Raw genomic sequence first — 23,975 nt, 5'->3', positions numbered from 1 at the left:
GCTGAGCCCGCGCCCGCGCACCACCGATTTCAAGTCGCAGTGTGTGCGGCAGAAATCACGGATACACGCCGGTACGATTCCCCTGCTTGCGCGCGTTCCGGCCCGCCGTGCTGGCGCAAAAACGTGCGGAATCTGCCGCTTGATGCCGCCCCTCAGGTCGTCGGCGGCGCGTCCGGCACGGTGTTCAGCACCGGCTCGGCGGCGTCGGCGCCATGTACCGCATTGGTCAAATCCTCGGTCATTTCGTGGTCGAGTGCGCCCTGGATCAGATCCTCGGTCACGCGCAGCTCCACACCCACCGGCGACATCTGCGCGGCGGCTGCGAAGGGCGCCACGGGGGCGGGCGCCGGGCGTTCGTTGCGGCGCCAGACGAAGAAGGTGACCAGCCCCAGGTTCAACAGCGCAAAGCACCAGAACAGACCCGCTTCGCCAAACTTCGCCATCACGGGCGAGATCGCCAGCGGACTCAGCGCCGATCCCAGCGAGTTGATCAGCAGCAACCCCTGAATCATGCGCACCAGCGCGTCGGCCGGCGCGCGGTCGGCCGCGTGGCTGACGGCGACCGGATAGATCGCAAAGACGCCGCCGCCCAGCAGGAACAGCAGCGGCATCAAGAAGGACGAGCCCGGCGGCAGCATCAGGATCAGCAGGCTGAGCACGGCGCAGAATACGGCCAGCGCGATCAGCACCACCTGCCGGTCTCGCAGATCCGACCAGCGTCCCACCGGGTACTGCAGCACCATGGCGCCCAGAATCACCGCGCCCATCATCTTGCCGACTTCGGCAACGTCCAGACCGATGCGCTGCAGATACAGCGGCAATAGCGTGTAGACCGCGGCAATGGCCACGCCCGAGCCAAAGCAACCCATCACGCCCGTGGGCGTCATGCGCGCCAGATGCTGCGGCAACAGCGGCTCGACACGTTCCACCAGCGGAGATACGCGCGGAATGATCACCATCGGCAGCACCGACAGCGACGCCAGCAGGCCCGCCACCATGAACGGCGCCATGTCGCCCAGCCGCGTGATCGCGCCCAGCTCCAGCTGGCCCAGCATGCCCGAGCCATACAGCGCGATCATGTACAGCGCCAGCAGGCGGCCGCGCATCTTGGCATCGCCCGCCAGTAGCAGCCAGCTCTCGACCACCAGAAAGACGCCGACGCTTGCCCATCCGTTGATCAAGCGCAGCACGAACCACGCCTCGCGATTGAAGATCAGGCCCTGCAGCAGCACCGTCACGGCGATCAGCGACGCAAAGCTGCTGTAGGCGCGGATATGGCCGATGCGCAGGATCAGGCGGTCATTGAAGATCGCGCCCAGGGTCAGCCCGATGAAGTACGACGACGAAATGATGCCGACCACCGTGGCCGATTCGCCGGCGGCGTCCAACTGCAGGGTCGTGAGGGAAGAGATGAAAGCGTTGCCGATGCAGACAACGAACAAGCCAAGTAGGGGCCCGAGCACCAGGCCCAACAACTGCCGAGACATGAAATCCTCGATTTCCAGAACAGCAAAAGCATCCGGTGCGACCGGACAAACGATCAATGGGGTTTGGGGGAATGCGTCATGGTTCGCCTCGCTTGGGAGGGCAATGCCATGCGCTTGGGCGCGGGCCGGGTGGCGCGGGGCACGCTCGGCGGGAATCCGGCGCGGATTGTAGCGCTTGTTGGTGGGCGGTCTGGCGGGCCCCCTGGGCGCTTGCGGCTGGCTTGCCAGATCAGGCTGAACCGGTCAGCATCGCGCCCCATGCGACCTTTGAACGAACTCATCAACGAAACCGAGCCGGCCTTGCCGCTCGTCCATGATTGGATTGCCGGTGCGGCTGTTCAGTGTGAAATCCTGCCGCCTTCGCCACGCAACGACGATGTCCTGTATGCGTTGCAAGTGACGACCCGGTCCCTGATGGGAGCCATCGCGCACGGCACGGGCGGCCTGCTGCTTGATGGCGGCTGGCTTCGCGTGCTGGGCAGCGGGCATCCGCGCCTACCGCGCGACCTGGCCGGCTGGAACGCGGGGCGGGCGGATGGCTTCCTGCTTGTGGCGGACGACGCAGCGGGCGGCTTCTTTGCGCTGAACGGCGGTGCGCTGGGCGATGATCCGGGCATGCTCTATTACCGCGCGCCCGACAACCTGCAATGGGAGGCGCTGGAGCTGGGCTACTCCGATTTCCTGCAAGCCATGCTGGCAGGACGGATCGAGGACTTCTATGCCGCGTTGCGCTGGCCCGAATGGCAAGCCGACGTGAAGGCATTGGGCCCGGATCAGTGCTTTTCGTTCTATCCGTTCCTGTGGACCCAGGAGGGCTCGCCGGCGGCCAGTTCGCGCAAGGCGGTCGATATCGCCGAACACTACGCCCTGACATTGGGCGTTGACGTTGGGCAATGAGGTTGGGCATTGAGGTTGGGCATTGGCCCGGCCGGCTGACAGCCCGCCCGGCGCGCCGGCGCCCTACGTCAGCGCCATCCCGCCGTCCAGCCGCAGGTTGGCGCCTGTGACAAAGCTGCTCTAGTCACTGGCCAGATACAGCGCGGCGCGCGCCAGTTCGTCGGGGCGGCCCATCCGGCCCAGCGGAATGGCGGCGGCCATGGCGTCGTCCAGCCCCGCGCGCTGATCAGCGGGCAGTCCCAGCTTTTCCAGGATGGGCGTATCCACCGGGCCGGGGCTGATGACGTTGACGCGGATGCGCCGCGCCTTCAGTTCCAGCGCCCAACTGCGGGCCATGGCTTCGATGGCGGCCTTGCTTGCTGCATAGACGGCATGGCCTTCCAGCACCTTGGCGCTGGCAATCGAGCTGACCAGGATGATGGACGCGCCGTCGTTCAGTACGGGCAGGGCTTTGGTCACGCCAAAAAACACCCCGCGCGTGTTGGTCGCGAACTGACGATCGTAGTGTTCGACGGACACCTGCGCCGACGGCTCCAGAATGGCGACGCCGGCGTTGGCCAGGTAGATGTCCAGGCCGCCGAAGCGTTGCCGGACGTCGGCGACCACGCGCTCGTGCGTGTCCAGATCGGCCACGTCCCCCGTGATACCCAGCGCGTCATGGCCGATGGCGCGCACGGCTGCGTCCACCGCGTCCTGCCGGCGGCCCAGGATGACGACCTGCGCGCCGGCGTGGGCGAAGGCGAGGGCGGAAGCGAGCCCGATGCCGCTGTTGCCCCCGGTGATGAGGGCGACTTTTCCCTGTAGTTGGGTCATGGCTTTTCCAGAAAGATGAAGGAAAGCCCACTTTATCTATTCCAAAAGGCGTTAAATATGGGGTCTTTGTACAAGCACCTATTCCGCAAGGTCATCAATGGACATGCCGCCTGACGTTTCCGCGCTGGTTGCCTTTGCCACTGCCGTCGAGGCCGGCTCCTTCAGCAGCGCCGGCCGGATCCTGGGCACGTCACCTTCTGCCGTGTCCAAGGCCATCGCGCGGCTGGAGCGGCGTTTCGGCATCCGGCTGTTCCAGCGGTCTACGCGAGTGCTGTCGCTCACACCCGAGGGGGCGGCCTACTACGAGCGCGTGTCGCCGCTGCTGCGAGCGCTGGATGATGCCAGCGAGGTCATGCAGCCGGCAGCGACCGCGCAAGGGCGCCTGCGGATCACAGCGCCCGGCGACCTGGGGCGCTTGCTGATGACGCCCATCGTCAACCGCTTCCTGCCCGCGCACCCGGACTTAAAGCTGGAAATGAGCCTTGCCGACCGCCATGTGGACCTGATCCGCGAAGGATTCGACCTTGCGATCCGCGCGGGCCGTGTCGCGGATTCGGAACTGAACGCGCGACAACTGGCGCAACTGCCACTGACGCTGGTGGCGTCGCCTGCGTATCTGAAGCGGTGTGGCACTCCGCGCAGCATCGGTGATCTGCCGCGCCACGCGCACGTGCGATATCTGCTGGCCGGAAGCCCTTTTCCCATCACGTTCGCATCGGGGGAGGTGGTCCGCCCGGAGGGCGTGTTCGACACCGACGACGGCACGGCGCTGCGCGCGGCCGCGTTGGGCGGCCTGGGCATCATTCAGATCCTGCGGCTGGCAGTCGCGGAGGACCTTGCGGCCGGGCGGCTCACCGAGGTGCTGCCCGAGGCGCAATTGCCCCGCGTGCCGGTGTCCGTGCTGCACGCTTTCGGCCGCCACGCGCCCATGCGGGCGCGGCTGTTCATCGAATTCATGGCGGATCAGCTGCAGTCGCTTGCGTAGCGTCATCCGCGCGAGCGCAGGACGTGTGGCGGAATTAAAACAGGTCCACATCGAATCGTTTGCGCCAGCGCAAATTCTTCGCCTGCGCCGGGTTGACCACTGCCGTGTTAACGATATTTTTCGTAAGATAAGCGCCTATCATTCTCATTTGCATTGAACTTGAGGGCGTGGAAAGTGTCTGAGGAAAAATTGTTTTTGATGGATTCGCGGGTAGCGCGAATCGCCCCTGGCGTGGCGCTCACCCTGATGTTGCCGTTGCACGCGGCGTACGCGCAGGACGCGCAGCAGGCGACTACGTTGCAGCCGGTCACCGTGACGGCGGGCGCCTTGGGCGACGGGGACCTGCCGCCGGTCTATGCCGGGGGCCAGGTCGCAGAAGGCGCGCGGCTCGGTCTGATGGGAAACCAGTCCGTCATGGACACGCCGTTCAACGTCACCAGCTATACGTCCGAACTCATCAAGAACCAGCAGGCGCGCACGCTGGCCGACGTCATGGCGAACGATCCGTCCGTGCGCTTCACGACCTCCAGCGGCCACGCCTACGAGAACTTCCGCATCCGGGGTTTCGACGTCAACCAGAACGACGTGGCCATCAACGGCATGTACGGCCTGGCGCCAATGGGCCGCACGCCCGTGGAATTCGTCGAGCGGGTTGAAGTGCTGAAGGGACCCAACGCGCTGTTCAGCGGCATGGCGCCCAGCGGCGCGGTGGGCGGAACGGTCAATCTGGTCACCAAGCGCGCGACCGACACGCCCACGGCCACGTTCGGCGTGGGCTGGCTGTCCGATGGGCAACTGGGCACCACGATTGACGCGGGCCGGCGCTTTGGGACCCGCAACGAATGGGGCGCGCGCGTCAACGGTTCGTTCAGCGACGGCGCCACCACGCTGGACGGCCAGTCCAGAAAGCGCGAATTCCTGTCGGCTGGCCTGGATTACCGCGGCAGCGCGCTGACGGCGTCCATCGACGCCTATCACAGCCAGGAATCATTCACGGGCGGCACGCCGGCCATGTTCTGGTTTGCGAGCCCGGTGGTGCCGGTGGCGCCCGATCCTCGCATCAACCAGTTCAGCACCGCCTACGGCAGCATCCAGAGCAACGCCGTCATGGGTCAGGCCGAGTACCGCTTCAATGAGCACGTTTCGGCGTTCGCGGGCGTGGGCCGGCGTGACAGCGACCAGTCCGGCCTAATCAACGGCACGCATGCCCGGCAGATCCAACCCAACGGCGATTTCACCGGACAGATCGTAGGCCAGCGCGCCTACACCGACGCCACTACCGCCGAGGGCGGCTTGCGCACGCGCTTCAAGACGGGGAGCGTGGGCCATGAACTCGTGCTGCAGGCGTCCTACCTCAAGCTCGAGGACGGATCGGCCACCGGTCCGGCATCGGTGTTCCGCTCCAACATCTACAACCCCATCACGCCGGTCATGCCGGCACTGCCGGGCAGCCCGCCCAAAACCAGCGAGAACACGCTGACCAGCCTGGCGCTGGTCGACACCATGTCGTTCCTGGACGACAAGCTGCGCGTGACCGGTGGCGTGCGCAACCAGCGCGTGAAGACCAGCAACTTCGACAAGACCGGCAAGACCACGGCGCGCTACGACGAAGACGCCGTGACGCCAGCCGTGGCCGTCGTCGTCAAGCCGTTGGGGGCCCGATCTGTCGTTCTACGCGAACTACGTGGAAGGCCTGAGCAAGGGCGACAGCGTCACCGACACCACCGCAACCAACTTTGGCGAAGTCTTTGCCCCCTACAAGACCAAGCAGAAGGAGCTGGGTGTGAAGTGGAACGCCGGCACCTTCACCAACACGCTGGCGCTCTTCGAGATCGACAAGCCGATGCTCGTGACCGAAGGCTCCACCGCCCAGCCCACCTATGCGGACGGTGGCGAAAAGCGCGTGCGGGGCGTCGAGTGGAATACGTTTGGCGAGATCGCGCAGGGCGTGCGCGTGCTGGGTGGCGTCACGTACACACTGGGCACGCAGGTCAAGACTTCATATGGCCGCTACAACGGCAATACTGCCGTCGGCGCGCCGCGATGGCAGGTCAACACCGGGGTGGAATGGGATACGCCGTGGGTGCCTGGCCTGACGCTGACCGGACGCGTCCAGGCGACGTCGCGCCAGTACGCGGATTCGGCCAACAACATCGAGATCCCCGGCTGGGGCCAGGTCGACCTGGGCGCGCGCTATGCGACGAAGGTCAATGGCCGCGACGTGGTGCTGCGCCTGAACGTCAACAACGTGTTCAACAAGTATTACTACGCGGGCATCTTCAGCGACACCACGCCCATTGCGACGTTGGGGCCCGCCCGCAGCGTCATGGCGTCCGCCGCCATCACCTTCTGACAGGCGGCCTGCATGGCGTCCGCCGCGCCCTCCGTTCCGGCGATCGGGGCGTGCGGCGGACCCAGACATCATTCATTCCGGGGTGACCATGCCAGTCCTCATCCTTGCCAGCCTGATTGCCGTGTGCATCGGCTGCTTCTGCATCTATCGCGCATCGCCCAACCAGCAGTGGGCAAGCGCTCCGTGGCCCGCCGCGCCCGCCCGCACGGCAGGCATCGCGCTGCTGGCGTTGGGCGGCTGGGGATGCTTGTACGGATTCACCGTGGTCACCGCGGTGTTCGTATTCTGTACGGCGCTGATGCTGTTCTTCTGCCTGATTCCGCATCTGGGCGTATTGCGTCGGATGTACGGCAGAGGCATGCCCGGGGGAGTGCGCGATGACGCCCGCTAAGCCCGCGCCCATCCGCCGTGACTGGGTCTCAAAGACCCTGGCCGGCACGTTGTTGGGGTTTGCGATCGCCCTGGGCGCCAGCGCGCTGCTGGCCGCCTTGACGTCCGCCGTACCGCTTGCGACGCGCTCGCAGCTTGCCATGTGGCTGGTGCCGCCCGTGTGGCTGGGCATCGCGTCCACCGTCTACTTCTCCGGCAGCGGTTTGCGCGCCTGGTGCTGGCTGGGCGGGATCTGCCTGGCGCTGTACGGCGGGCTGTACGCGGCCGGCGCGTTATAAGCAGGGGGATCGCCATCATGCGAGCCGACTACATCCGCATCTACAAATCGGTCCATACCTGGACGGGCATTCTGACCGGCATGGCGCTGTTCATTGCGTTCTACGCGGGCGCGCTGACCCTCTTCAAGGAACCTATCGCGCGCTGGGCCTCGCCGCGGCCGGACGTGGCGATGGCGCCGCTTGAAACCGCGCCCGAGCTGATCGCCAAGACGCTGGCAGCGCGGCCCGACGTGGCCCAGGGCTTCACCATTCATCTGCAGCCCACCGAGAACGTGCCTGCACGCATGGCATGGGAAGTGCGCGACCCGCAGGCCGACGACCATGACGAATCATCCGTGCGGCATTATGTCGCCCGCCTGGACGCGGCCGGGGCCGTGCAGATCGGCGAGGCCAAGCCCAGCGGGCTGGGCAATTTCATCGACGTGCTGCATCGCGTGGTCGGTTTGCCGGCGGACAGCGACCCCAACCGCTGGTTCATGGGCGTCGTCGCGTCGCTGTATGCGATTGCGCTGGTGTCCGGCGTCATCGTCCTGCTTCCTTCGCTGGTCAAGGACTTCTTCGCGCTGCGGGTGGGCAAGAACCGCAAACGCATGTGGCTGGACGCCCACAACGTGGTGGGCATCATCTCGCTGCCTTTCCATATCGTGATGGCGCTCAGCTCGGTCGTGTTCGCGTTTCACGATGGCATCTACGACATTCAGGACCGGCTGATGTACGGCGGCAAGCTGGAATCGGTGTTCCAGCGCGGTGGTGGCGCTACGCCCGACGCCGCGCCGCGCGATCCGTCCGCCATGCTGACGCCGCAAGAGTTGCTGCAGCATGCGCGCAGGCTGTCGCCATCGTTCGAGCCCATTGCGCTGCAGTACACGCAGGTGACCGCGCCACGCGCCATCGTCCGCATCTGGGGCAAGGACCCGGCCGCGGTGTCGCCCCGCGCCCGCGGCGGCTTCGTGGCGATGGACCCGTACAGCGGCAAGGTGCTCAACACCGACTACCTGCCGGGTCGCCAGGATGCGGCCAACCTGTGGGTCAGCAGTTTCTTTGCATTGCACATGGCGTCCTTCGGCGGCGCGGCGGTGCAGTGGTTGTATTTCCTGCTGGGGCTGGCGGGCGCGTGGCTGTTCTACAGCGGCAACCTGCTCTGGATCGAGTCCCGCCGCAAGCGCGCGGACCGGCGAACCGGCGCGGTGCCGGTGCAGCGGCTTGACACGCGGTTGATGGCGTCTGCGACAGTGGGCGTGTGCCTGGGCAGCGTGTGCGGCATTTCGCTCATGATGGTCGCCGCCAAGGGTTTGCATGGGCACGTCGCCGACTTGGACATGTGGCTCAAAGCGGTGTACTACGCGGCATTCTTCGCGGCCATTGTCTGGTCGTTCGTGCGAGGCGGTGCAGCGGCGGCGGTGCATCTGCTATGGCTGGCGGCCGCGTTCACATTGGCAATTCCGTTGACTTCACTGTTGGGCGTGGTGGCGCCGTCAACCGGCTTGTGGGCGCACTCGTCGGCAGCAACGTTGGGCGTGGACGCGACTACGCTGGCCATGGCGCTCGGGTTCGCATGGATGGCGCGAGTCACGCAGCGACGGCTGGCGCACGGCGAAGCAGACAGCGCTTGGGCGCTCCGGCGCTCGCGCCCCGGTGCGGACACCACGGCTGAAACGCACGCTTGAGCGCCGAACCGGCCGCCCGGCGCCTCAAACAGGCACAAAAAACCGCGCGCTATTGCAGATTATTCGTCTCTGTGCCCGGCAATCAAAATCTCGTCAAAACATGAATAAAAGACAGATCTGATTCAGTCAGAGTATTTGTGCTCAATGTTTATTCGGAAGGATTTTCTAGCATTGACCCCTAATGCAAACGTCCTGCGTCGAGCGCGACCAATTGAAATTGGCTGCGCCGCTCCCAGCCCACTCGCTGGGCGTGATGACGACGCGGATTTATCAGCCAACCAAGCAGGGGGGGAACATGCGTTGCGGGTGCGATTCTGTGGAAAGCGGCGTGCATGCGGTTTCAAAGGAAACCGGTCACGCAAAAACAAAAAAATCCATATTCGTTGATCGCGGGAACGCCGGTTCAGGTGCTTTCAGACACCGCCGTGCAACGTGTTTCATCGCGAGCGTGGCGTTGCTGGCGCCGGTTTCGGCGCTGGCGGACATTATCGGCGAAAGCGGTGTCGCCGGCTTGGGTGGCACATCCGGCATGCGTGGCGGCGATGGCGGCGACGGGCACGCGGCAGTCGTGATCACGGACACCACGCCTTTCGTCAACGCGGAACGCGTGATTGGCGGCGCGGGCGGCGGGGGCGGGGGCGGCGGTGGGGGCGGGGGCTTGGTGAGCGGATACGGCGGAGCGGGGGGCAATGGCGGCCAGGGCGGGCACGGCGTCGTGCTGGCGGCGGAAGGCGCCGTGCTGACCAACCGCGACCTGCTGCAAGGGGGGGCCGGTGGCGGAGGCGGCGGCGGTGGCGGCAGCGCGTTCAACGCGGGCTCTTCCGCCGGGGGGCGAGGTGGCGATGGCGTGGGCGGCGCGGGCGGCGGCGGCGGCGGTGGCGGCGATATTCCCTGGCAAGAACAACCACCATTAGGACCAATAGTGCCGATGCCGCCAGGCGACGGCGGCAACGGCGGTCAGCCAGGGCTGGATGGCACGGCGGGCGCCAATTCCTTTGGCGGCGGCGGCGGCGGTGCTGGGGGCAGCGTCAATCCCTTTGGTTGCGGAAGCGGCACCGGCGCCGACAGCGGTTGCGGGGGGGCGGCCGGGGCCGGCGGCGGCAAGCTTCCAGTCAACGGCGCGGCCGGCGGGCAGCCCGGCGCGTCCACCAACCTGAATGGCACGGACGGCAGGAGCACGTGGTTCGAACGGACCGGCGCCGGAGGCGGGGGCGGCGGTGCACCCGGCGGCTTGGGAGGCAGAGGCGGTGGCGCCGAAGGCGGACCCGATGGGTCAGGCGCTGGTGGCACGTCATTGGGCGGATATGGCATACACGTCGTGGGCGCCGACACCGTGATCACGAACGCCGGCCGCATTGTCCCGGGCACGGGGTCGGCGCAATCGGTGGCAATCCTGTACGCCGACACGGCCCACAATTCGGTGCTGCGGTTGCAAGGCGGCAGCGATATCCGAGGCACGGTGGATGCCACCCGATCCACCAACAACACGCTCGTGCTCGACGGCGCGGCGGGCGTCGACCCCATCACGGGCGCGTCAATGGCCTTCGACGTCTCGAAGCTGGGCGCCTCGGGGGGCGTTGGCGCCACCAATGACGTCTACCAGGGCTTCTCCGCTTTCGAGAAAACCTCTGAAGGCACCTGGCAGTTGGCCAATGCGCCCACGCAGGCACGCACGCCCTGGCGCATCAAGGGCGGCACATTGGCCATCGCCAGCGGCGACAGTCTTGGCAGCACCCTCGATGCCGTGACGCTGGACGGCGGAACGCTGCAACTCCAGGACAATGCGGCCCTCCACCATGATGTGGTCGTCAATAGCACGGGCGCGATCGGCGTCGGCGACGGACAGCAGTCGGTGCTGCACGGGGTGCTGACCGGAGACGGCAGCCAGTTTGCCAAGACGGGCGGCGGATCCCTGGTCATCGCAGAAGACGGAAACTTCCACGGCGTCACGCTGATTGACGCCGGCACGTTGCAACTCGGCGCGGGCGGCACCAGCGGCGCCATCGGAAGCGGCGCCTTCATCAACCACGGCACACTGGCGTTCAACCGCGCGGATGACTTCGTGTTCGGCAATGCGATCGCCGGCACAGGGAACGTGGTGAAAGCGGGCCCGGGCCTGACGACGCTGACGGGGCCGCTGACTTACACCGGCTTGACACTGCTGAACCAGGGAGAACTGGCCATTGACGGTACGACGCTGGGCTCGATGTCAAGCGCGGCGGGCGTCATGGCAAAGCTCCCGCCGCAACACACGCTGACCTTGCGCAATGCAGAGTTGAACGGCTGGATGCATGTGCCGGACACATTGAACGTGGATGCCTCCAGCCGCTGGAACATGTTCACCGGGCCGGACAATCCCGCATACAACCCCGTATACGCGACCACCAGTCACGGGACCATAATTAGCTTCGCTGGCGAGATCAACCTTGCCGGCCGCATCAACTTCATGCCGCCCGGCACGGCCAATGGCCTATCCGGCGGCAGCGTGCTGGTCGCCGACAACCTGAACGGCCAGGACGGTATCGTCCAACTGCATGTGCAGTCGACGGAAACCGGATTCACCGATCTCATTCGGCTCAACGGCGGCGCCGTCGGAACGACACATCTGGTTCTGCAAATGGATGAATCCTCCGTTGGGGACGCGCTTACCGGCGACGGCGTGATGGTTGTCCAGGCAAATGGCCCGACCGACAACGCGTTCGTGCAACGGGAGGAAACGCCAGGGGCAAACCGCAGAGGGGCTTTTCTCTACCGGTTGCAACACGGATCAAATGTTGTCAATGGCGTACAGGTTGCTCCGCATAATTGGTATGTGCGCAGCGAAGCGCGGCCCGAGGTTTCCCTGTATTCCCAACTGGGCAATCAGGCCGCGCGCCACGGAGAACTGACCGTCGGCACGCTGAATGACCGGATGGGGGCCACGGAAAGCCTGGCCCGCAAGGTTTACCCCATCGTGTGGGCACGCAGCCTGGCGGACTTGGGGCGTAATCACGGCAGCAGCGCCGGACTGGCCGCGCAAGACGTCGCGACGCGCTCCAGGCTGGCGGGCGTCCAGCTTGGAACCGACGTCTATGTAAGCTTCCAAGGCTTGTCGCGGCGCAGTGCGGGGGTCTTTGCGTCAGCCAGCACCATGAAGACCGACGTGGACCATTATCTGGACCTCAGCAACGAAACCGTCGACGCGGGGCGTAGCGAGCAGTCGGCTTATAGTCTGGGCGGCTACTACACGCTGCTGGATGGAAAGGGCAGCTATCTGGACCTGGTCACGCAGGTCAGCCGCTACGACGTCAAGGCGAACTCGGCGGCGGGCGCAGGTCAGTTGACCACCACGGGGTGGGGCGGCTTGATCTCCGCGGAGGCCGGAAAATCATTCGCCATCGGCGACGACGCCAGCAACCTCCGGCTTGAGCCCCAGGCGCAGGTGATCTATCAGCGGATCAAGTTCTCGGGCGGTCAGGACGACGCAAGCGCGGTGGAGTTTCCCGGCGTGAACAGCTTGACGGGCCGACTGGGCCTGCGCCTGTCCAAGACATGGGATGGCGATTCCGCCAAGGCCAGTACGGCTTGGGCGACGGTCAACCTCCTGACCACCGCAGGCCACTCGTCAAGCCGCTATGTCACAGCCACGCAGGGCGACATCACCTTCAAGAACAAACTTGCGGGTCCGCGAGCGGGTCTGACGGTGGGATACGACAGCCTCCTGGGCGGAAATACTTTCCTGAATGTTCAAGCCGGCACCGAGCAGGGCATCGGCAGCCGCAAGTCCAGCAACTACAACCTCAACGCCGGGATCAAAATCATTTTCTAGCGAAGGCGGGTCAACACACGCCCTAATTACTTGACGACGTAATTCTTCGCCTCGGCCTCGCCCGCCCACTTGCGCAGGGCGCTGATGAATTCCGGGCACACATTGCCATCGACGCTGGTGTCGGTGATGACGCTGTTTTGCATGCGCATCAGCACCTTGCACTCATACACACGCGTGCGGTTGGCGTAGTGGCCGGTGAGGCTGTTCTGGAATACCGGCGTGGCCGCCGTGGTGTTGGTGGCGGGGATCATGCCCACGACCTGCTGGCTGGTGCTGTCCACCACCCACTCGGTGTAGGGGGCGGACTGGTAGTCCGACCATTCCAGTTCCGTCGTGTTGCCGACTGGCCGGATCCTGGACGGCTCGCCCAGCGCCGCAATGGCGTCGTCGATGGAGCGGCCTTCCATGTTCTTTGCCACGTTCACGCTGGGCGAAAACGACAGGCCCGATTTGAACACTTGGCTCAGCGACGGCATCGTGGAGCTGCCGCCGGTGGGCATCGGCGCGCAGCCGGCCAGACCCAGCGTGAGGAGCAGGCCGGTCAACAGAAGGAAGGAACTGCGGTGTCGGTTGGAATGCGGTGTCGGCTTCATGGTGTGTGGTCCAGGCTTGCGGGGTGGCAGGTCCCTCGGTAGGCGAGGACACGGCGCCGATTGTTTCTGTTCGTGACGGGGCCATTGATCGCTGGCGCACGCTACGGCAATTCGCGCGGCCGAGACAAGGATGGCCCGCGCTGGAAAGTGCGCCATTTTTACCGAAAAAAGGGGCCGGAGTTCGCAATCCGAAGTGTGAAATTTGTTACCTAATACTGCCGGTTGCGCAACGCCATAGAGGGACGGACCCCGGGAACGCTGCGCTAAGATCGTCCCCGCCCAATCCACTGGATTTCACGACGATCATGCCCGCTCGCTTTCAATTCCTGATCCGCGCCGCGTTCGCGGCCCTGGCCCTGGTGGCGGGGCTGGCATCGCCCACGGCGCACGCCGCCGAAAAGCTCTACGGCGGCATCGCCACGGACGGCAAGCATTCCCGGATTTTCTGGGTGCTGCCCGAAACCGACGGCAAGGCGGCCGAAGCCGCCGCGCTGGCCGAGTGCCGCAAGGCCGGCGGCAAGGAATGCAAGGTCTTGAGCTGGTTCTCCGACAGCTGCATGGTGTACGCGCGCAACTCCGTCCAGGATCTGTTCCCGGGCAACAGCGTGTCGCCCGAGATGGCCGCCAAGAAGGCGATCCGGCGTTGCACCGCGGGCAGTCCGGACGGCAAATGCCGCCTGACCACCATGCCGCTGTGCGTGGGCCCGGGTTACAGCGCCGCCGACATGCAGGCCCCCGTTAAGGCCACGCCCGCCGATCTGGAGCGGCTGTCGGCCAAGCTGAACCAGCGCGAATACTGGGGCGCCATCGCCGAAAACGAAGAAGGCGGACTTCTTTATGCCGACGGTTATCCCAACGAGAACGATGCGCTGTCCAAGCTGCTGGATTGGGAAGACTGCAAGGGCTGCCGCAAGGTGCTGACATACACCGACAGCTGCGTCGGTCTTGCATGGCCCAAGGGCGCCAAGGGCCGCGGCACCAACTTCACCGCGCTCAATCCCGATCCGAAGACGGCCCGCGATGAGTCGCGCGCCGCCTGCACCGCCAAGACCGGCAGCCCGGCCTGCGTGGCGATGGTGCGTTGCTCGGGCCGCCCGTATATCGACGGCTATGCCGGCGAAGGCGAAAAGCCGAACTGATGTTGGCGCAGCACAATGCCGCATCAAAACAAACGGGCCTGCGGGCCCGTTTGTTTTGTTGAAGCCGCCGCGCGGCGGGGACCGCCAAAGCGCGCAAGCCATCGGCGCATATATGCAAATAAGCCGGCGTCTTTAGGGCTTCTGGCAATGTCCAAGCAATTACAACCTCTTTGTCTGGTTGTACTTGCGCGGCCTAGAATCAGCCCTGTTCCATAGCAGGCGGCAGGGCATGTCATCGCGACTTTCGATCGAATCGGTACAGCTTCCATTCTTGTCGCAACGGCATCAGGCCGTCCGTGACTTCTACCGTCGGATCATCGGTTTGGAAGAGATGCCGGGCGACGGCGACCGCCTGCGATTCGCCTTGGGCGACGCCACGTTGTCGCTGTCGCCGGTGGACGAAGTGAGCCGCGCGGTCAAACCCGACTACCTGGGCATCAAGGCCAGCGCCTACGACGACATCCTGTCGCGCCTGCGCCTGGCGGGTCATCATCCCGTGTGCTCGCTGCCGGATGCGCTGCCGCGTGTCATGTACGTGAAGGATCCTTCCGGCAATCAGCTGGCCATCCTGGACTGAGGCGCGCTCGATGAACTTTCAGCAATTGCGATCCGTGCGCGAAGCCGTGCGCCGCGACTTCAACCTGACCGACGTTTCAGAAAGCCTGCACACCTCCCAGCCTGGCGTCAGCCGGCAGATCCGCGAACTGGAAGAAGAGGTGGGCGTCGACATCTTCGTGCGTTCGGGCAAACGTTTGATCGGTCTTACGCCGCCCGGCGAATTGATCTTGCCGCTGGTGGAGCAGATCCTGCAGGCGGCAGACAACATCCGCCATGCGGGCGCGGAGTATGCGGACAGCCGGACAGGCGTGCTGTCGATCGCGGCCACGCACTCGCAGGCGCGCTATGCCTTGCCGCCGGTCATCAAGGAATTTCGCCAGCGCTACCCCGAGGTCGTGCTGCATCTGCACCAGGGCTCGCCCAGGCAGGTCTCGGAGATGCTGCTCGAAGGCGAGGCCGACATCGGCGTGGCGACCGAAGCCGTGGCGGACTACCCAGGCCTGGTGAACCTGCCGTGCTACCGGTGGAGTCACAGCGTCATCGTGCCGCGAGGTCATCCGCTGGCGCGCCAGCACGACGGCGTCACGCTGTCGCAGCTATCGCGCTATCCCATCATCACGTATGGACGCGGCTATACGGGCCGCGCGCATATCGACGAAGCCTTTGCACGCGCCGGCATCACGCCCGACATCGTCATGACCGCGATGGATGCGGATGTGATCAAGACATACGTGGAACTGGAATTGGGCGTCGGCATCGTGGCCGCGGTGGCCTGGGACGCCGAACGCGACAGCCGGCTGTGCGCCATCGATGCACGGCATCTGTTCGAGATCAACCTGACGCGGCTGGCGATCCGGCGCGGCGCATGGCTGCGCGGCTATGCCTTCCATTTTGTGGAGATGTTCGTGCCCACGCTGACACGGGAAGTGGTGGAGCGAGAGCTGAAGGGCGACGGCTGACGCCGCCGTCATCGGGGCGAAAAAAAAGGAAGGCGCAGTGCCTTCCTTTTTCATATCGCAACTACCGGATCAGCTCTTGATGAATGCCAGCAGGTCGGCGTTGATCACGTCCGCGTGGGTCGTCAGCATGCCGTGCGGAAAGCCCGGATAAACCTTCAGCGTGCCGTTCTTGAGCAGCTTGACCGACAGGCGCGAGGCGTCGTCGATCGGCACGATCTGGTCGTCGTCGCCATGCATCACCAGCGTCGGCACGCTGATGGCCTTCAGGTCTTCGGTCTGGTCGGTCTCGGAGAAGGCCTTGATGCCTTCGTAGTGCGCCTTGGCGCCGCCGATCATGCCCTGGCGCCACCAGTTGTTGATCACGCCCTGCGAGACCTTGGCGCCGTCGCGGTTGAAGCCGTAGAACGGGCCCGCGGCCACGTCCAGGAAGAACTGCGCGCGGTTGTCGGCCAGCGCCTTGCGGAAGCCGTCGAAGACTTCGATGGGCGTGCCGCCCGGGTTGGATTCAGTCTTGACCATCAGCGGCGGGACGGCGCTGACCAGCACGGCCTTGGCGACGCGGCCCTGCGGCTCGCCATGGCGGGCGACGTAGCGGGCGACTTCGCCGCCGCCCGTCGAGTGGCCGATGTGCACGGCGTTGCGCAGGTCCAGATGTTGAACCACGGCGGCGGCATCCGCGGCGTAGTGGTCCATGTCGTGGCCGTCGCTGACCTGGGTCGAGCGTCCGTGGCCACGGCGGTCGTGCGCAATGACGCGATAGCCCTGGGCGAGGAAGAACAGCATCTGGGCGTCCCAGTCATCGCTGGACAGCGGCCAGCCGTGGTGGAACATGATGGGCTGGGCCGTCTTCGGGCCCCAGTCCTTGTAGAAGATTTCAACGCCGTCGGGGGTAGTGATCGTGCTCATGTCTGGTTCTCCGGGGGGGTAGTTGGACCGCAGGGATAGACTAGGGCCTTATGCGTCACCGGGAAATCCTACGCTGGGCTTGACGCGTCATACAAAGGTATAGGCGGGGTTTGGCGGCGGATGTGTCCAATCTGCCACCTCCCGCCTTTACTCGGGCTGCGCGCCTTGCAGCGCGTCGGCCACGCACTGCGCCATGGCTTCGCCGTCCACCGGCTTGTCCAGGTAGGCACAGGCGCCCAACGCCAGCAGCCGTTGCCGCGCCGCCTCGGTGGGGAAGGCCGTCATGAAGATCAGGGGAAAGCGGCGCCCCGACGCGATGAGCTCGGCCTGCAGCTGATCGCCCGTCATGGGCGACATCTGGACATCGGTGATCATGCAGTCCGGGTCGCTGCCTCGCGGGTCGTTCAGGAACTCGGGGCCCGAGCCATAGGCGCGCACCTCGTAACCAAGCGAGCGAAGCAGGCTGCACAGCGCGATCCTGACCCCCTCGTCGTCGTCGACAACCGCGATAGTGGGTGTGTGGTTCATGTAAGAAAATCCTTCGGGCCGGTCGGATCACGATGCGCATCCGATGCCCGGCATATTCCGTTATGAACCTTTGCGCCTGCCGCGAAAATCATACAGAGGTTTGTCCCATCCCCGGGTCAGGACGCGGAAACGCCCAGCGCCTCGGCATGGCGGACCAGATCGGCGAGCGATCGGACCCCCATCTTGCGCATGACGTGGCCGCGGTGGATCTTGACGGTGATCTCGCTCAGGCCGATCAAGCCCGCCACTTGCTTGTTCATCAAGCCCGACACCACGTGCGCCATGACCTCCCGCTCGCGCGGGGTCAGGGTCTCGTAGCGGGCGCGCAGGCCGTCCATGGCTGCATCGCGGGAGCGCCGCTGGGTGTCGCGCTCGATGGCGGCCGAAACCGCATCCAGCATGTCCTGTTCGCGGAATGGCTTGGACAGGAAGTCGACCGCGCCGGCCTTCATGGCGCGCACGGTCATGGGAATGTCGCCGTGGCCGGTGATGAACACGATTGGCAGGTCGATGCCTTGGCGGATGAGCTGGTCCTGGAAGTCCAGGCCGCTGATGCCCGGCAGCCGCACGTCCAGCACGATGCAGCCGGGCGCGTCGGGAATCTGAGTCTGCAGCAGTTCGGCGGGCGACGCGCACAGGGTGGTGCGCAGGCCGATCGAGCGGAACAGGCTGTCCAGCGAGGCGCGCACGCTGGCCTCGTCGTCAACGACGATCACCTGGGATTGCGGAGCGGCGGGCGCGGCCCCGGTGGCGGAGAGGTGGTTCATGTGGAAGGGTTCCCCTGCGTGGTGGCGAGCGTCAGCGTGAAGGCCGCACCCGCGCCAGGCTTGTTTTCGACGGTAAGGCTGCCGCCATGGGCTTGCGCCGTGGTGCGGCAGATCGGCAGGCCCATGCCCATGCCTTGCGGTTTGGTGGTGAAGAAGGGATCGAACAGGCGTTCCAGGTCGTCCGACGCGATGCCCGGACCGGTATCGCCCACGGAAACGGCGACCAGACCGTCGTCGTGGCGCCGGGCGCTGACGGACAACTGGCGGGCCTGCGTCTGGCCGGACATGGCCTGGCTGGCGTTGACCATCAGGTTGACCAGCACCTGCTGAAGCTGGATCCGGTCGCCCATGATGAGCGGCAGGCCCGGCTCGATGTCCACCTGCAGCGCCACGCGCTCGCGCGTGAGTTCGTGCGCGACCAGGCGGGTGGCTTCGTCGATGACGGCGCCGATATCCAGCGGGGCCTGTTGCACCGGCGCCTTGCTGAGGAACGCGCGAATGCGTTTGACGATCTCGCTGGCGCGCCGGCCTTCGGAAATGATGCGTTCCATTGCCAGCTCGACCTCATGCAGATCGGGCTGGGGACGGCGCAGCCAGCGCATGCCCGCGTCGCCGCTGGTGACGACCGCCATCAAGGGCTGGTTGACTTCGTGCGCGATCGACGCCGTCAGTTCGCCCAGCGTGGCGACACGCGCCGCGTGCGCGAGTTCGGTCTGCGCCAGCAGCAGCGCGTCCTGCGCCTGCCTGCGCTCGGTGATGTCCACGACAAAGACCAGCACGGAACCGTCCACGTCGTCGGCCGGCGGGAAGGTGATGGTGAACAGCACCGGCACCCGCGAGCCGTCCGCGTGCACCACCTCGGTCTCGCCTTCGTGGAAGGCGTCGCCCTGGGCAAACGCCGTCAGGGACCGCGCAAACATGCGGTCGTCTTCGCACAGGATGTCGTCGACGGAGTAGGGCGCGCTTGGGGCGGCCGGCCGGCCCACCATGGCCAGGAACGCGCGATTCATGTCATCCACGTCGGTCAGCTTGCGCATCTGGCCAATGAATTCTGGATGCTGGGCGAGGTGGGCGGTGAGGGCGGGGCCATCCATCAGACCCAGGGCGGTCAGCTCGGTGCGCACGGCGCGCCAGTCTTCCTGGATGACACCGATGCGGCTGGCGTCGAACATGCGGCGGTAGCGTCTTTCGCTGCTGACCAGCGCGGTGTAGGCGGCCTTGCGGTCGGTGACGTCGCGATGCGTTTCCATGACGCCGGTGACCCGGCCCTGATGATCCCGTTGAAGCACCCAGCGGCTTTCCAGCACCAGCGTGGCGCCGGCCTGGGTTTTCTGTTCCAACGTACCGTCCCAGCGGCCGGTAGACAGAAGTTCGGCCTCAATGGCCTCGCGGCGGTCGGGGTAGCGGGTATGCAGCAGGTCATCGGCAACGCGGCCCAGCGCCATGCTGGCGGGCCAGCCATAGGCGTCTTCGGCGGTGCGGTTCCAGAAGTTGATCACGCCTTGGTGGTCGCGCACGAAGATCATGTCGTGCGACAGATTGAGCAGGCGCGCCTGCGCGGCGAGCCTGCGGGTGGCGCTCTGGTTCTGAAGCGCCAGCAGTGCCGCAATGCCGATGGCGGCCAGGCTGACCAGCGCCCGGGCCGTGGGCGAACCCACATGGTTCAGACCGTGGGAATTCAGATAGGCCGCGATGGTGAGCACGATGCCGCCAGTGCCCGCCACGATGATGTCCAGGCGCCGGAATGTGCGCGCCGCAAGCAGCACCACCACGACATAGAGCACGGCCACGGCGCCGTCGAAGTCGGTGAACGTGTCCACCACGGCAATGACCAGCGCCAGCAGCAGGGCGGCCGCGCGAAACAGAAATTGCATGCGATGCGGGCCCGCGGTCTCCGGGGCGCCGGGACGCGACTGCTGCGGCGGCTGGCCAGGTGCGCGGCCGAGTGTCGACGTGAGCAAGATCCACCTCTGGGTAAGGGCGCGCGCGTCGGGCAGGAAACCGGGGGCACGCAATGAGACCCGCACATTATCCGCCATCTTTGGAAGAAGACACGCGTATTTCCTGGGTAAACCTTGGTATGACCCGAGAAAACGATGAGCCGATTTTGCTGGCGGGGCGCCGTGGCTATTCTGGTTTCCATCGGGAATCGATACCCGATTCGTGAAGCCAACCCCTGAAGCCAACCCGGAGAAATTCCATGAACGATCTTTCGCTTCAAAGCCGCATGACCGCTCCCCTGCGCACCCCCACCGACCTGGGCGCCGAGGCCAGGGTCGATATCGCCGCCGCCCTCACGGGCCTGCTGGCCGACATGTTCGCGCTGTATCTGAAGACCAAGAACTTTCACTGGCACATGTCGGGTCCGCACTTTCGCGACTACCACCTGATGCTGGATGAGCAGGGCGACGAGATCTACGCCACGACGGATGTCATTGCGGAACGCGCCCGTAAGGTAGGCGGCACGACGCTGCGTTCGATCGGCCACATCCAGCGCCTGCAGCGCCTGGCCGACAACGACGCCGACTACGTGACGCCCGAAGACATGCTGGCCGAGCTGGCCGACGACAACCGCCGTCTGACGGGCTTCCTGCGCGCCACGCACGCCGTGTGCGAGGAACACAACGACGTCGCTTCGACCAGCCTGATCGAAAACTGGATCGACGAGGCCGAGCGCCGCACCTGGTTCCTCTACGAATCGACCCGCGCCGCACGCTGATCCGACCCGGCCACATGCAGTCCTGACCTTGGCGCCGCGTGCGGCGCGTCCAGGAGACGTTTCATGTCATACGACTATCCCGCGGCCGTCCTGCCTGCCGGCACGACCGCTCCGTCCTTCGCCTTGCCGGCCACGCCGGACCAGACGGTTGCGCTGGAAGAATTGCGCGGCCGGCCGCTGATCCTGGCGTTCTATCCCGCGGATTGGAGCCCCGTCTGTGGCGACCAGATGGCGCTGTACAACCAGATCCTTCCTGAATTCCACAAGGCCGGCGCGCAGTTGGTCGGCATTTCGGTGGACGGGGTCTGGTGCCACGCCGCGTTCGCCGCGGACCGCAAGCTGCATTTCCCGCTGCTGGCCGATTTCGAGCCCAAGGGCGAGGTTGCCCGGCGCTACGGCGTCTATCGCGAACAGGAGGGCATCGCTGATCGTGCGCTGTTCGTCATCGACGCCGAGGGCGTCATCCGGTGGAGCTATGTGTCGCCGCTGGGCATCAACCCGGGCGCTGACGGCATCCTGGACGCGCTGGACAAGCTTGCCCCCGCTTTGCAAGGAGTTCAATCATGAGCCGCCTTCTCATTCCCGTGAATGCGCAAGACCACGCCGAAGGGCCAGACAGCGCGCCTGTGACGCTGGTGGAGTATGGCGATTACGAATGTCCGTATTGCGGCGAGGCCTATCCCGTGTTGAAGGCGGTGCAGCGTGCGCTGGGCGACCGGCTACGCTTCGTCTTTCGCAACTTTCCCATTTCGGAATTGCATCCGGACGCGGTCGCGGCGGCGGAATTTGCCGAGGCGGCCGCGCAGGCGGGCAAGTTCTGGCAGGCGCACGACATGCTTTATGAGCGCCAGAACGCGTTGAAGGAGAGCGATCTGTTCGCCTATGGCGAGGAGATCGGCTTGTCGCCGCAGGTGCTGCATCGCGCCTTTGGCGGGGCATTCGATTCCAAGATTGAAGTGGACTTCAGCGGTGGCGTGCGCAGCGGCGTGAACGGTACGCCCACGCTTTTCATCAATGGCGTGCGGTACGACGGCCCGCGTGATGCGGACAGCCTGATTGACGCGCTGACCCAGGCGGCGCGTACCGCCCCGGTCCATGCGTGAAGGGGTAGGGACCGGCATCGTTCGGTCGCCGCGTTGCCCTGGGACTTGAGCCTGGCGTTTTGCTGCCGTTACATTTCTCAAAGGAACCCCGGCCGGGTGGCAAACTTGCCTCCGGCTTTCCAGAGGAAGAGACGCCATGACATCCGTTGCCTCCATCGGCCCCGTGACCACGATCGTCTGGCGCCGCCCGCCACTGGCGTGACCCGTGTGGGCGACAAGGCCGATATCGCGGCCGTGCCTGCATCGACGACGGTCACGCTTGGCCAAGGCACGTCCCCCGCGCTGACCTACACCTCGCAGCCGGCGGCCGCGGGCGTGGTCTGGGAGCGCGACGCGGCGGACAAGGTGTCCTCCGTCATCGCCGACACGATTTCCGCGCGCACGCTAGCGGGGCGTCTGGAAGGCGTGGCTTCTGCGCTGCTAGATCGGTTCCAGACCGCTATCCAAGGCATTTCAGGACGCGGTGGATGGCCTGGCGTCGGTGCCGCCGCGCATGGCGTGGTCCAGCCTGGCCAAGTTTGATTCCGCGGTGCTGTCGTCGGTATCGCTGCAGGCCACTACCACGACGGATGGCGTCGTCTCGCAATCCATCGATTTTTCCGCGGACAGCAAGCAGCGGTCGCTGACCATCAAGAACGCCGATGGCGTGGTGAAGGTCGACGTCGACGTAAGCAAGACCGCGCTCTTTGGCAATGCGCAGCAGCGCGCTGCGGCCGTCAGCGATTATCTGCAGCAGTTCGACGCGGCCCGCAGCCGCGGCAAGGGCAACGAGGCCCTGATGGCGGTGTTCAAGGACGCATTCGCCGAACTGCACCAGAGCTACGAAGCCGGCGCCGCCCCGTCCAGCCAGTCGCCGCGCATCGTGGCGGCCGGCTACACGTACCGAAGCCTGCTGTCGGGCGTGGCGGACTTCTCGGCCTCGATCTCGCAGACCATGGACGCGAGCAATCCGTACAAGACCAGCGAAGTCGACCAGTTCACCTATCAGGTCTCGCAAAACAGCAGCACGAGCGGCCGGCCCTTGTTCGACCTGGGCGTCAAGCAGGAACAGCGCGCCAATCTGACCGCCAGCTACCATTTGGCACTGACACCGCAGCAGACGCTTGATCTGTCCAAAGACAAGGACTCGCAGAACTACAAGTTCATCCAGATCAATGACGAGGTCACCAGCCAGACCGGCATCCAGTACGAGCTGGGCGCGCTGGCCGAAGCCACTTTCACGCATACCCGCAATCTGTCGACGCGGGTGCAGTCGTACGTGAAGGGCGAGCTGATCGAAGACACCTTGACCCCCGTGATTGAAACCCGCACGCGCGACCTGCTGTCGCTGGTGCGTGCCGCGGAGCTGGAACCTTCGGAGAGCGAGCGCCTGCAGCGCCGCGACCCTGCAGCGGCGGATGCGATGCTGCTGAACAAGCATCTGGCACTGTCGCGCGCGGTGGCGCGGGAACGGCAGGACTGAACGGGCTGCGGGGTCGCAAGATCGCCCGCAGCCGTGCCGGTGCTTACTTGAACAGCGCGGCGTTCTCTTCCAGCACCGCGTCGGCGCATTGCGCGTCCAGGTTGCCGCCCGGTGCGCCGGCCACGCCGATGGCGCCGATCACGCTGTTGCCGGCCTTGACCGGCACGCCGCCGCCCAGCAGCAGGAAGCCCGGAATGTCGGTCAGGTTGGCCGCGCCAGGGTTCTTCTGCGCGTTTTCCATCATGGTCAGCGTGGGCGTCTTGGCCGAGACCGCGGTGAAGGCTTTGGCGCGGCTGGCTTCAATGGTGTGCGGGCCGGCATTGTCGGCGCGGGCAAAGGCCTTGAGCAGGCCGGCGCGGTCCACGACCGAGGCGCTGACGTTGTAGCCCTTGGCCTGGCAGGCGGCGACGGTGGCGGTCGCCAGCTTCTGCGCGTCGGCCATCGACAGGTTGTTTTCGCTCAGCACGGCAGCGTTGGCGGCGCCGGCGAAAGCCAGCGTGGAGAGCAGGGCGGCAAGCGACAGTTTCTTCATGGTCTGCATCCTTTTCGGGGGTGTTGCGGTA

General features: G+C 65.6%; 26 protein-coding genes and 1 pseudogene. 16 read left to right on the top strand and 11 right to left on the bottom strand.

What is annotated here, in order from left to right; all coding sequences use genetic code 11:
- Nucleotides 1-152: 152 nt before the first annotated feature.
- Complete coding sequence (locus B3098_RS23700; RefSeq protein WP_286899372.1) at nucleotides 153-1,487, bottom strand: MFS transporter; 1,335 nt, start codon at nucleotides 1,485-1,487, stop codon at nucleotides 153-155.
- A gap of 258 nt (nucleotides 1,488-1,745) precedes the next feature.
- On the opposite strand from B3098_RS23700, the gene B3098_RS23695 reads away from it, so the two are divergent.
- Complete coding sequence (locus B3098_RS23695) at nucleotides 1,746-2,384, top strand: DUF2625 family protein (RefSeq protein WP_286899370.1); 639 nt, start codon at nucleotides 1,746-1,748, stop codon at nucleotides 2,382-2,384.
- Nucleotides 2,385-2,504: 120 nt separating this feature from the next.
- Here B3098_RS23695 and B3098_RS23690 read toward each other — a convergent pair whose 3' ends face one another.
- Entirely contained in the window at nucleotides 2,505-3,197 is a 693-nt protein-coding gene (locus tag B3098_RS23690; protein WP_286899369.1) for an SDR family oxidoreductase, read from the bottom strand.
- Nucleotides 3,198-3,300: 103 nt separating this feature from the next.
- On the opposite strand from B3098_RS23690, the gene B3098_RS23685 reads away from it, so the two are divergent.
- Both B3098_RS23685 and B3098_RS29080 read left to right on the top strand, forming a co-directional pair.
- Nucleotides 3,301-4,182, top strand: a complete 882-nt coding sequence (locus tag B3098_RS23685; RefSeq protein ID WP_286899367.1) for a LysR family transcriptional regulator — start codon at nucleotides 3,301-3,303, stop codon at nucleotides 4,180-4,182.
- 198 nt (nucleotides 4,183-4,380) lie between these two features.
- Nucleotides 4,381-4,827 (top strand): annotated as a pseudogene (locus tag B3098_RS29080) (TonB-dependent receptor plug domain-containing protein); the annotation flags it as partial.
- On the opposite strand, the gene B3098_RS23675 reads toward B3098_RS29080, so the two are convergent.
- From B3098_RS23675 to B3098_RS23665, 3 genes are all read right to left on the bottom strand, one after another.
- Complete coding sequence (locus tag B3098_RS23675; RefSeq protein WP_286899365.1) at nucleotides 4,722-4,988, bottom strand: hypothetical protein; 267 nt, start codon at nucleotides 4,986-4,988, stop codon at nucleotides 4,722-4,724. The pseudogene B3098_RS29080 and the gene B3098_RS23675 sit on opposite strands and share 106 nt — an antisense overlap.
- Before the next feature lie 382 nt (nucleotides 4,989-5,370).
- A complete protein-coding gene (locus tag B3098_RS23670) occupies nucleotides 5,371-5,511 on the bottom strand; it encodes a hypothetical protein (protein ID WP_286899363.1) in 141 nt (46 codons plus the stop codon).
- 80 nt (nucleotides 5,512-5,591) lie between these two features.
- Complete coding sequence (locus B3098_RS23665) at nucleotides 5,592-5,762, bottom strand: hypothetical protein (RefSeq protein ID WP_286899362.1); 171 nt, start codon at nucleotides 5,760-5,762, stop codon at nucleotides 5,592-5,594.
- 104 nt (nucleotides 5,763-5,866) lie between these two features.
- On the opposite strand from B3098_RS23665, the gene B3098_RS23660 reads away from it, so the two are divergent.
- From B3098_RS23660 to B3098_RS23640, 5 genes are all read left to right on the top strand, one after another.
- The gene (locus B3098_RS23660; RefSeq protein ID WP_286899361.1) at nucleotides 5,867-6,535 is read left to right on the top strand and encodes a TonB-dependent receptor domain-containing protein; all 669 of its coding nucleotides are present in this window, start codon (nucleotides 5,867-5,869) and stop codon (nucleotides 6,533-6,535) included.
- A gap of 88 nt (nucleotides 6,536-6,623) precedes the next feature.
- Nucleotides 6,624-6,926, top strand: a complete 303-nt coding sequence (locus B3098_RS23655) for a hypothetical protein (RefSeq protein ID WP_175183559.1) — start codon at nucleotides 6,624-6,626, stop codon at nucleotides 6,924-6,926.
- The gene (locus B3098_RS23650) at nucleotides 6,913-7,203 is read left to right on the top strand and encodes a hypothetical protein (RefSeq protein WP_286899359.1); all 291 of its coding nucleotides are present in this window, start codon (nucleotides 6,913-6,915) and stop codon (nucleotides 7,201-7,203) included. Before B3098_RS23655 ends, B3098_RS23650 begins: the two co-directional genes overlap by 14 nt.
- A 17-nt stretch (nucleotides 7,204-7,220) precedes the next feature.
- Nucleotides 7,221-8,870, top strand: a complete 1,650-nt coding sequence (locus B3098_RS23645) for a PepSY-associated TM helix domain-containing protein (RefSeq protein WP_286899358.1) — start codon at nucleotides 7,221-7,223, stop codon at nucleotides 8,868-8,870.
- A gap of 181 nt (nucleotides 8,871-9,051) precedes the next feature.
- Complete coding sequence (locus tag B3098_RS23640) at nucleotides 9,052-12,678, top strand: autotransporter outer membrane beta-barrel domain-containing protein (protein WP_286899357.1); 3,627 nt, start codon at nucleotides 9,052-9,054, stop codon at nucleotides 12,676-12,678.
- A 26-nt stretch (nucleotides 12,679-12,704) separates the two neighbouring features.
- Here B3098_RS23640 and B3098_RS23635 read toward each other — a convergent pair whose 3' ends face one another.
- Nucleotides 12,705-13,271: a hypothetical protein gene (locus B3098_RS23635; protein ID WP_286899355.1), complete on the bottom strand. Its 567-nt coding sequence runs from the start codon at nucleotides 13,269-13,271 to the stop codon at nucleotides 12,705-12,707.
- 305 nt (nucleotides 13,272-13,576) lie between these two features.
- On the opposite strand from B3098_RS23635, the gene B3098_RS23630 reads away from it, so the two are divergent.
- The 3 genes from B3098_RS23630 to B3098_RS23620 all read left to right on the top strand — a co-directional run bounded on the left by B3098_RS23630 (nucleotide 13,577) and on the right by B3098_RS23620 (nucleotide 15,927).
- A complete protein-coding gene (locus B3098_RS23630) occupies nucleotides 13,577-14,410 on the top strand; it encodes a DUF4189 domain-containing protein (RefSeq protein ID WP_286899352.1) in 834 nt (277 codons plus the stop codon).
- 229 nt (nucleotides 14,411-14,639) lie between these two features.
- Nucleotides 14,640-14,987 (top strand): VOC family protein, encoded by a 348-nt coding sequence (locus B3098_RS23625; protein ID WP_286899351.1) that lies wholly within the window; start codon nucleotides 14,640-14,642, stop codon nucleotides 14,985-14,987.
- 10 nt (nucleotides 14,988-14,997) lie between these two features.
- Nucleotides 14,998-15,927, top strand: coding sequence for a CysB family HTH-type transcriptional regulator (locus tag B3098_RS23620; protein ID WP_175136403.1), 930 nt, complete (start codon nucleotides 14,998-15,000; stop codon nucleotides 15,925-15,927).
- A gap of 69 nt (nucleotides 15,928-15,996) precedes the next feature.
- Here B3098_RS23620 and B3098_RS23615 read toward each other — a convergent pair whose 3' ends face one another.
- From B3098_RS23615 to B3098_RS23600, 4 genes are all read right to left on the bottom strand, one after another.
- A complete protein-coding gene (locus tag B3098_RS23615; RefSeq protein WP_175121403.1) occupies nucleotides 15,997-16,833 on the bottom strand; it encodes an alpha/beta fold hydrolase in 837 nt (278 codons plus the stop codon).
- Between the two features lie 147 nt (nucleotides 16,834-16,980).
- Complete coding sequence (locus tag B3098_RS23610) at nucleotides 16,981-17,361, bottom strand: response regulator transcription factor (protein WP_286899349.1); 381 nt, start codon at nucleotides 17,359-17,361, stop codon at nucleotides 16,981-16,983.
- A gap of 116 nt (nucleotides 17,362-17,477) precedes the next feature.
- The gene (locus tag B3098_RS23605; protein ID WP_279971057.1) at nucleotides 17,478-18,128 is read right to left on the bottom strand and encodes a response regulator transcription factor; all 651 of its coding nucleotides are present in this window, start codon (nucleotides 18,126-18,128) and stop codon (nucleotides 17,478-17,480) included.
- Nucleotides 18,125-20,002, bottom strand: coding sequence for a PAS domain-containing sensor histidine kinase (locus B3098_RS23600; protein ID WP_286899346.1), 1,878 nt, complete (start codon nucleotides 20,000-20,002; stop codon nucleotides 18,125-18,127). The genes B3098_RS23605 and B3098_RS23600 overlap by 4 nt, the downstream gene beginning before the upstream one ends.
- A 326-nt stretch (nucleotides 20,003-20,328) precedes the next feature.
- Here B3098_RS23600 and B3098_RS23595 point away from each other — a divergent pair, with 326 nt between their 5' ends.
- The 5 genes from B3098_RS23595 (at nucleotide 20,329) to B3098_RS23575 (ending at nucleotide 23,412) form a co-directional block, all read left to right on the top strand.
- A complete protein-coding gene (locus tag B3098_RS23595) occupies nucleotides 20,329-20,847 on the top strand; it encodes a Dps family protein (RefSeq protein ID WP_175183553.1) in 519 nt (172 codons plus the stop codon).
- A 63-nt stretch (nucleotides 20,848-20,910) separates the two neighbouring features.
- Nucleotides 20,911-21,414: a redoxin domain-containing protein gene (locus tag B3098_RS23590; RefSeq protein ID WP_175136408.1), complete on the top strand. Its 504-nt coding sequence runs from the start codon at nucleotides 20,911-20,913 to the stop codon at nucleotides 21,412-21,414.
- Nucleotides 21,411-21,950: a DsbA family protein gene (locus B3098_RS23585; RefSeq protein ID WP_286899342.1), complete on the top strand. Its 540-nt coding sequence runs from the start codon at nucleotides 21,411-21,413 to the stop codon at nucleotides 21,948-21,950. The genes B3098_RS23590 and B3098_RS23585 overlap by 4 nt, the downstream gene beginning before the upstream one ends.
- 198 nt (nucleotides 21,951-22,148) lie before the next feature.
- Nucleotides 22,149-22,472 carry a hypothetical protein gene (locus B3098_RS23580; protein WP_286899341.1) on the top strand — a complete coding sequence of 108 codons (324 nt, stop codon included), beginning with the start codon at nucleotides 22,149-22,151 and terminating at the stop codon, nucleotides 22,470-22,472.
- A complete protein-coding gene (locus tag B3098_RS23575) occupies nucleotides 22,444-23,412 on the top strand; it encodes a hypothetical protein (RefSeq protein ID WP_286899340.1) in 969 nt (322 codons plus the stop codon). The genes B3098_RS23580 and B3098_RS23575 overlap by 29 nt, the downstream gene beginning before the upstream one ends.
- A 43-nt stretch (nucleotides 23,413-23,455) precedes the next feature.
- Here the strand turns inward: B3098_RS23575 and B3098_RS23570 are convergent, their stop codons facing one another.
- Nucleotides 23,456-23,944: a GlcG/HbpS family heme-binding protein gene (locus B3098_RS23570; protein WP_056566538.1), complete on the bottom strand. Its 489-nt coding sequence runs from the start codon at nucleotides 23,942-23,944 to the stop codon at nucleotides 23,456-23,458.
- Between the last annotated feature and the right edge of the window lie 31 nt (nucleotides 23,945-23,975).

Origin of the sequence: Achromobacter sp. UBA2119, from assembly GCF_002331005.1 — a bacterium.
In the GTDB taxonomy this organism is placed as follows: domain Bacteria; phylum Pseudomonadota; class Gammaproteobacteria; order Burkholderiales; family Burkholderiaceae_B; genus Achromobacter; species Achromobacter animicus.
Note: the sequence above shows the minus strand (reverse complement) of the source record. Positions and strands in the feature narration are given on the sequence as shown.

Bases quoted from the DNA above. Each gene is read 5' to 3' on its own strand.
- B3098_RS23595 (WP_175183553.1), top strand. From the start codon at position 20,329: ATGAACGATCTTTCGCTTCAAAGCCGCATGACCGCTCCCCTGCGCACC.
- B3098_RS23640 (WP_286899357.1), top strand. From the start codon at position 9,052: ATGCAAACGTCCTGCGTCGAGCGCGACCAATTGAAATTGGCTGCGCCG.
- B3098_RS23605 (WP_279971057.1), bottom strand. From the start codon at position 18,128: ATGAACCACCTCTCCGCCACCGGGGCCGCGCCCGCCGCTCCGCAATCC.
- B3098_RS23620 (WP_175136403.1), top strand. From the start codon at position 14,998: ATGAACTTTCAGCAATTGCGATCCGTGCGCGAAGCCGTGCGCCGCGAC.
- B3098_RS23700 (WP_286899372.1), bottom strand. From the start codon at position 1,487: ATGTCTCGGCAGTTGTTGGGCCTGGTGCTCGGGCCCCTACTTGGCTTG.
- B3098_RS23610 (WP_286899349.1), bottom strand. From the start codon at position 17,361: ATGAACCACACACCCACTATCGCGGTTGTCGACGACGACGAGGGGGTC.
- B3098_RS23575 (WP_286899340.1), top strand. From the start codon at position 22,444: ATGGCGTGGTCCAGCCTGGCCAAGTTTGATTCCGCGGTGCTGTCGTCG.
- B3098_RS23655 (WP_175183559.1), top strand. From the start codon at position 6,624: ATGCCAGTCCTCATCCTTGCCAGCCTGATTGCCGTGTGCATCGGCTGC.
- B3098_RS23690 (WP_286899369.1), bottom strand. From the start codon at position 3,197: ATGACCCAACTACAGGGAAAAGTCGCCCTCATCACCGGGGGCAACAGC.
- B3098_RS23615 (WP_175121403.1), bottom strand. From the start codon at position 16,833: ATGAGCACGATCACTACCCCCGACGGCGTTGAAATCTTCTACAAGGAC.
- B3098_RS23685 (WP_286899367.1), top strand. From the start codon at position 3,301: ATGCCGCCTGACGTTTCCGCGCTGGTTGCCTTTGCCACTGCCGTCGAG.
- B3098_RS23625 (WP_286899351.1), top strand. From the start codon at position 14,640: ATGTCATCGCGACTTTCGATCGAATCGGTACAGCTTCCATTCTTGTCG.
- B3098_RS23570 (WP_056566538.1), bottom strand. From the start codon at position 23,944: ATGAAGAAACTGTCGCTTGCCGCCCTGCTCTCCACGCTGGCTTTCGCC.
- B3098_RS23600 (WP_286899346.1), bottom strand. From the start codon at position 20,002: ATGCAATTTCTGTTTCGCGCGGCCGCCCTGCTGCTGGCGCTGGTCATT.
- B3098_RS23590 (WP_175136408.1), top strand. From the start codon at position 20,911: ATGTCATACGACTATCCCGCGGCCGTCCTGCCTGCCGGCACGACCGCT.
- B3098_RS23645 (WP_286899358.1), top strand. From the start codon at position 7,221: ATGCGAGCCGACTACATCCGCATCTACAAATCGGTCCATACCTGGACG.
- B3098_RS23635 (WP_286899355.1), bottom strand. From the start codon at position 13,271: ATGAAGCCGACACCGCATTCCAACCGACACCGCAGTTCCTTCCTTCTG.
- B3098_RS23695 (WP_286899370.1), top strand. From the start codon at position 1,746: ATGCGACCTTTGAACGAACTCATCAACGAAACCGAGCCGGCCTTGCCG.
- B3098_RS23650 (WP_286899359.1), top strand. From the start codon at position 6,913: ATGACGCCCGCTAAGCCCGCGCCCATCCGCCGTGACTGGGTCTCAAAG.
- B3098_RS23585 (WP_286899342.1), top strand. From the start codon at position 21,411: ATGAGCCGCCTTCTCATTCCCGTGAATGCGCAAGACCACGCCGAAGGG.
- B3098_RS23670 (WP_286899363.1), bottom strand. From the start codon at position 5,511: ATGGCCCACGCTCCCCGTCTTGAAGCGCGTGCGCAAGCCGCCCTCGGC.
- B3098_RS23630 (WP_286899352.1), top strand. From the start codon at position 13,577: ATGCCCGCTCGCTTTCAATTCCTGATCCGCGCCGCGTTCGCGGCCCTG.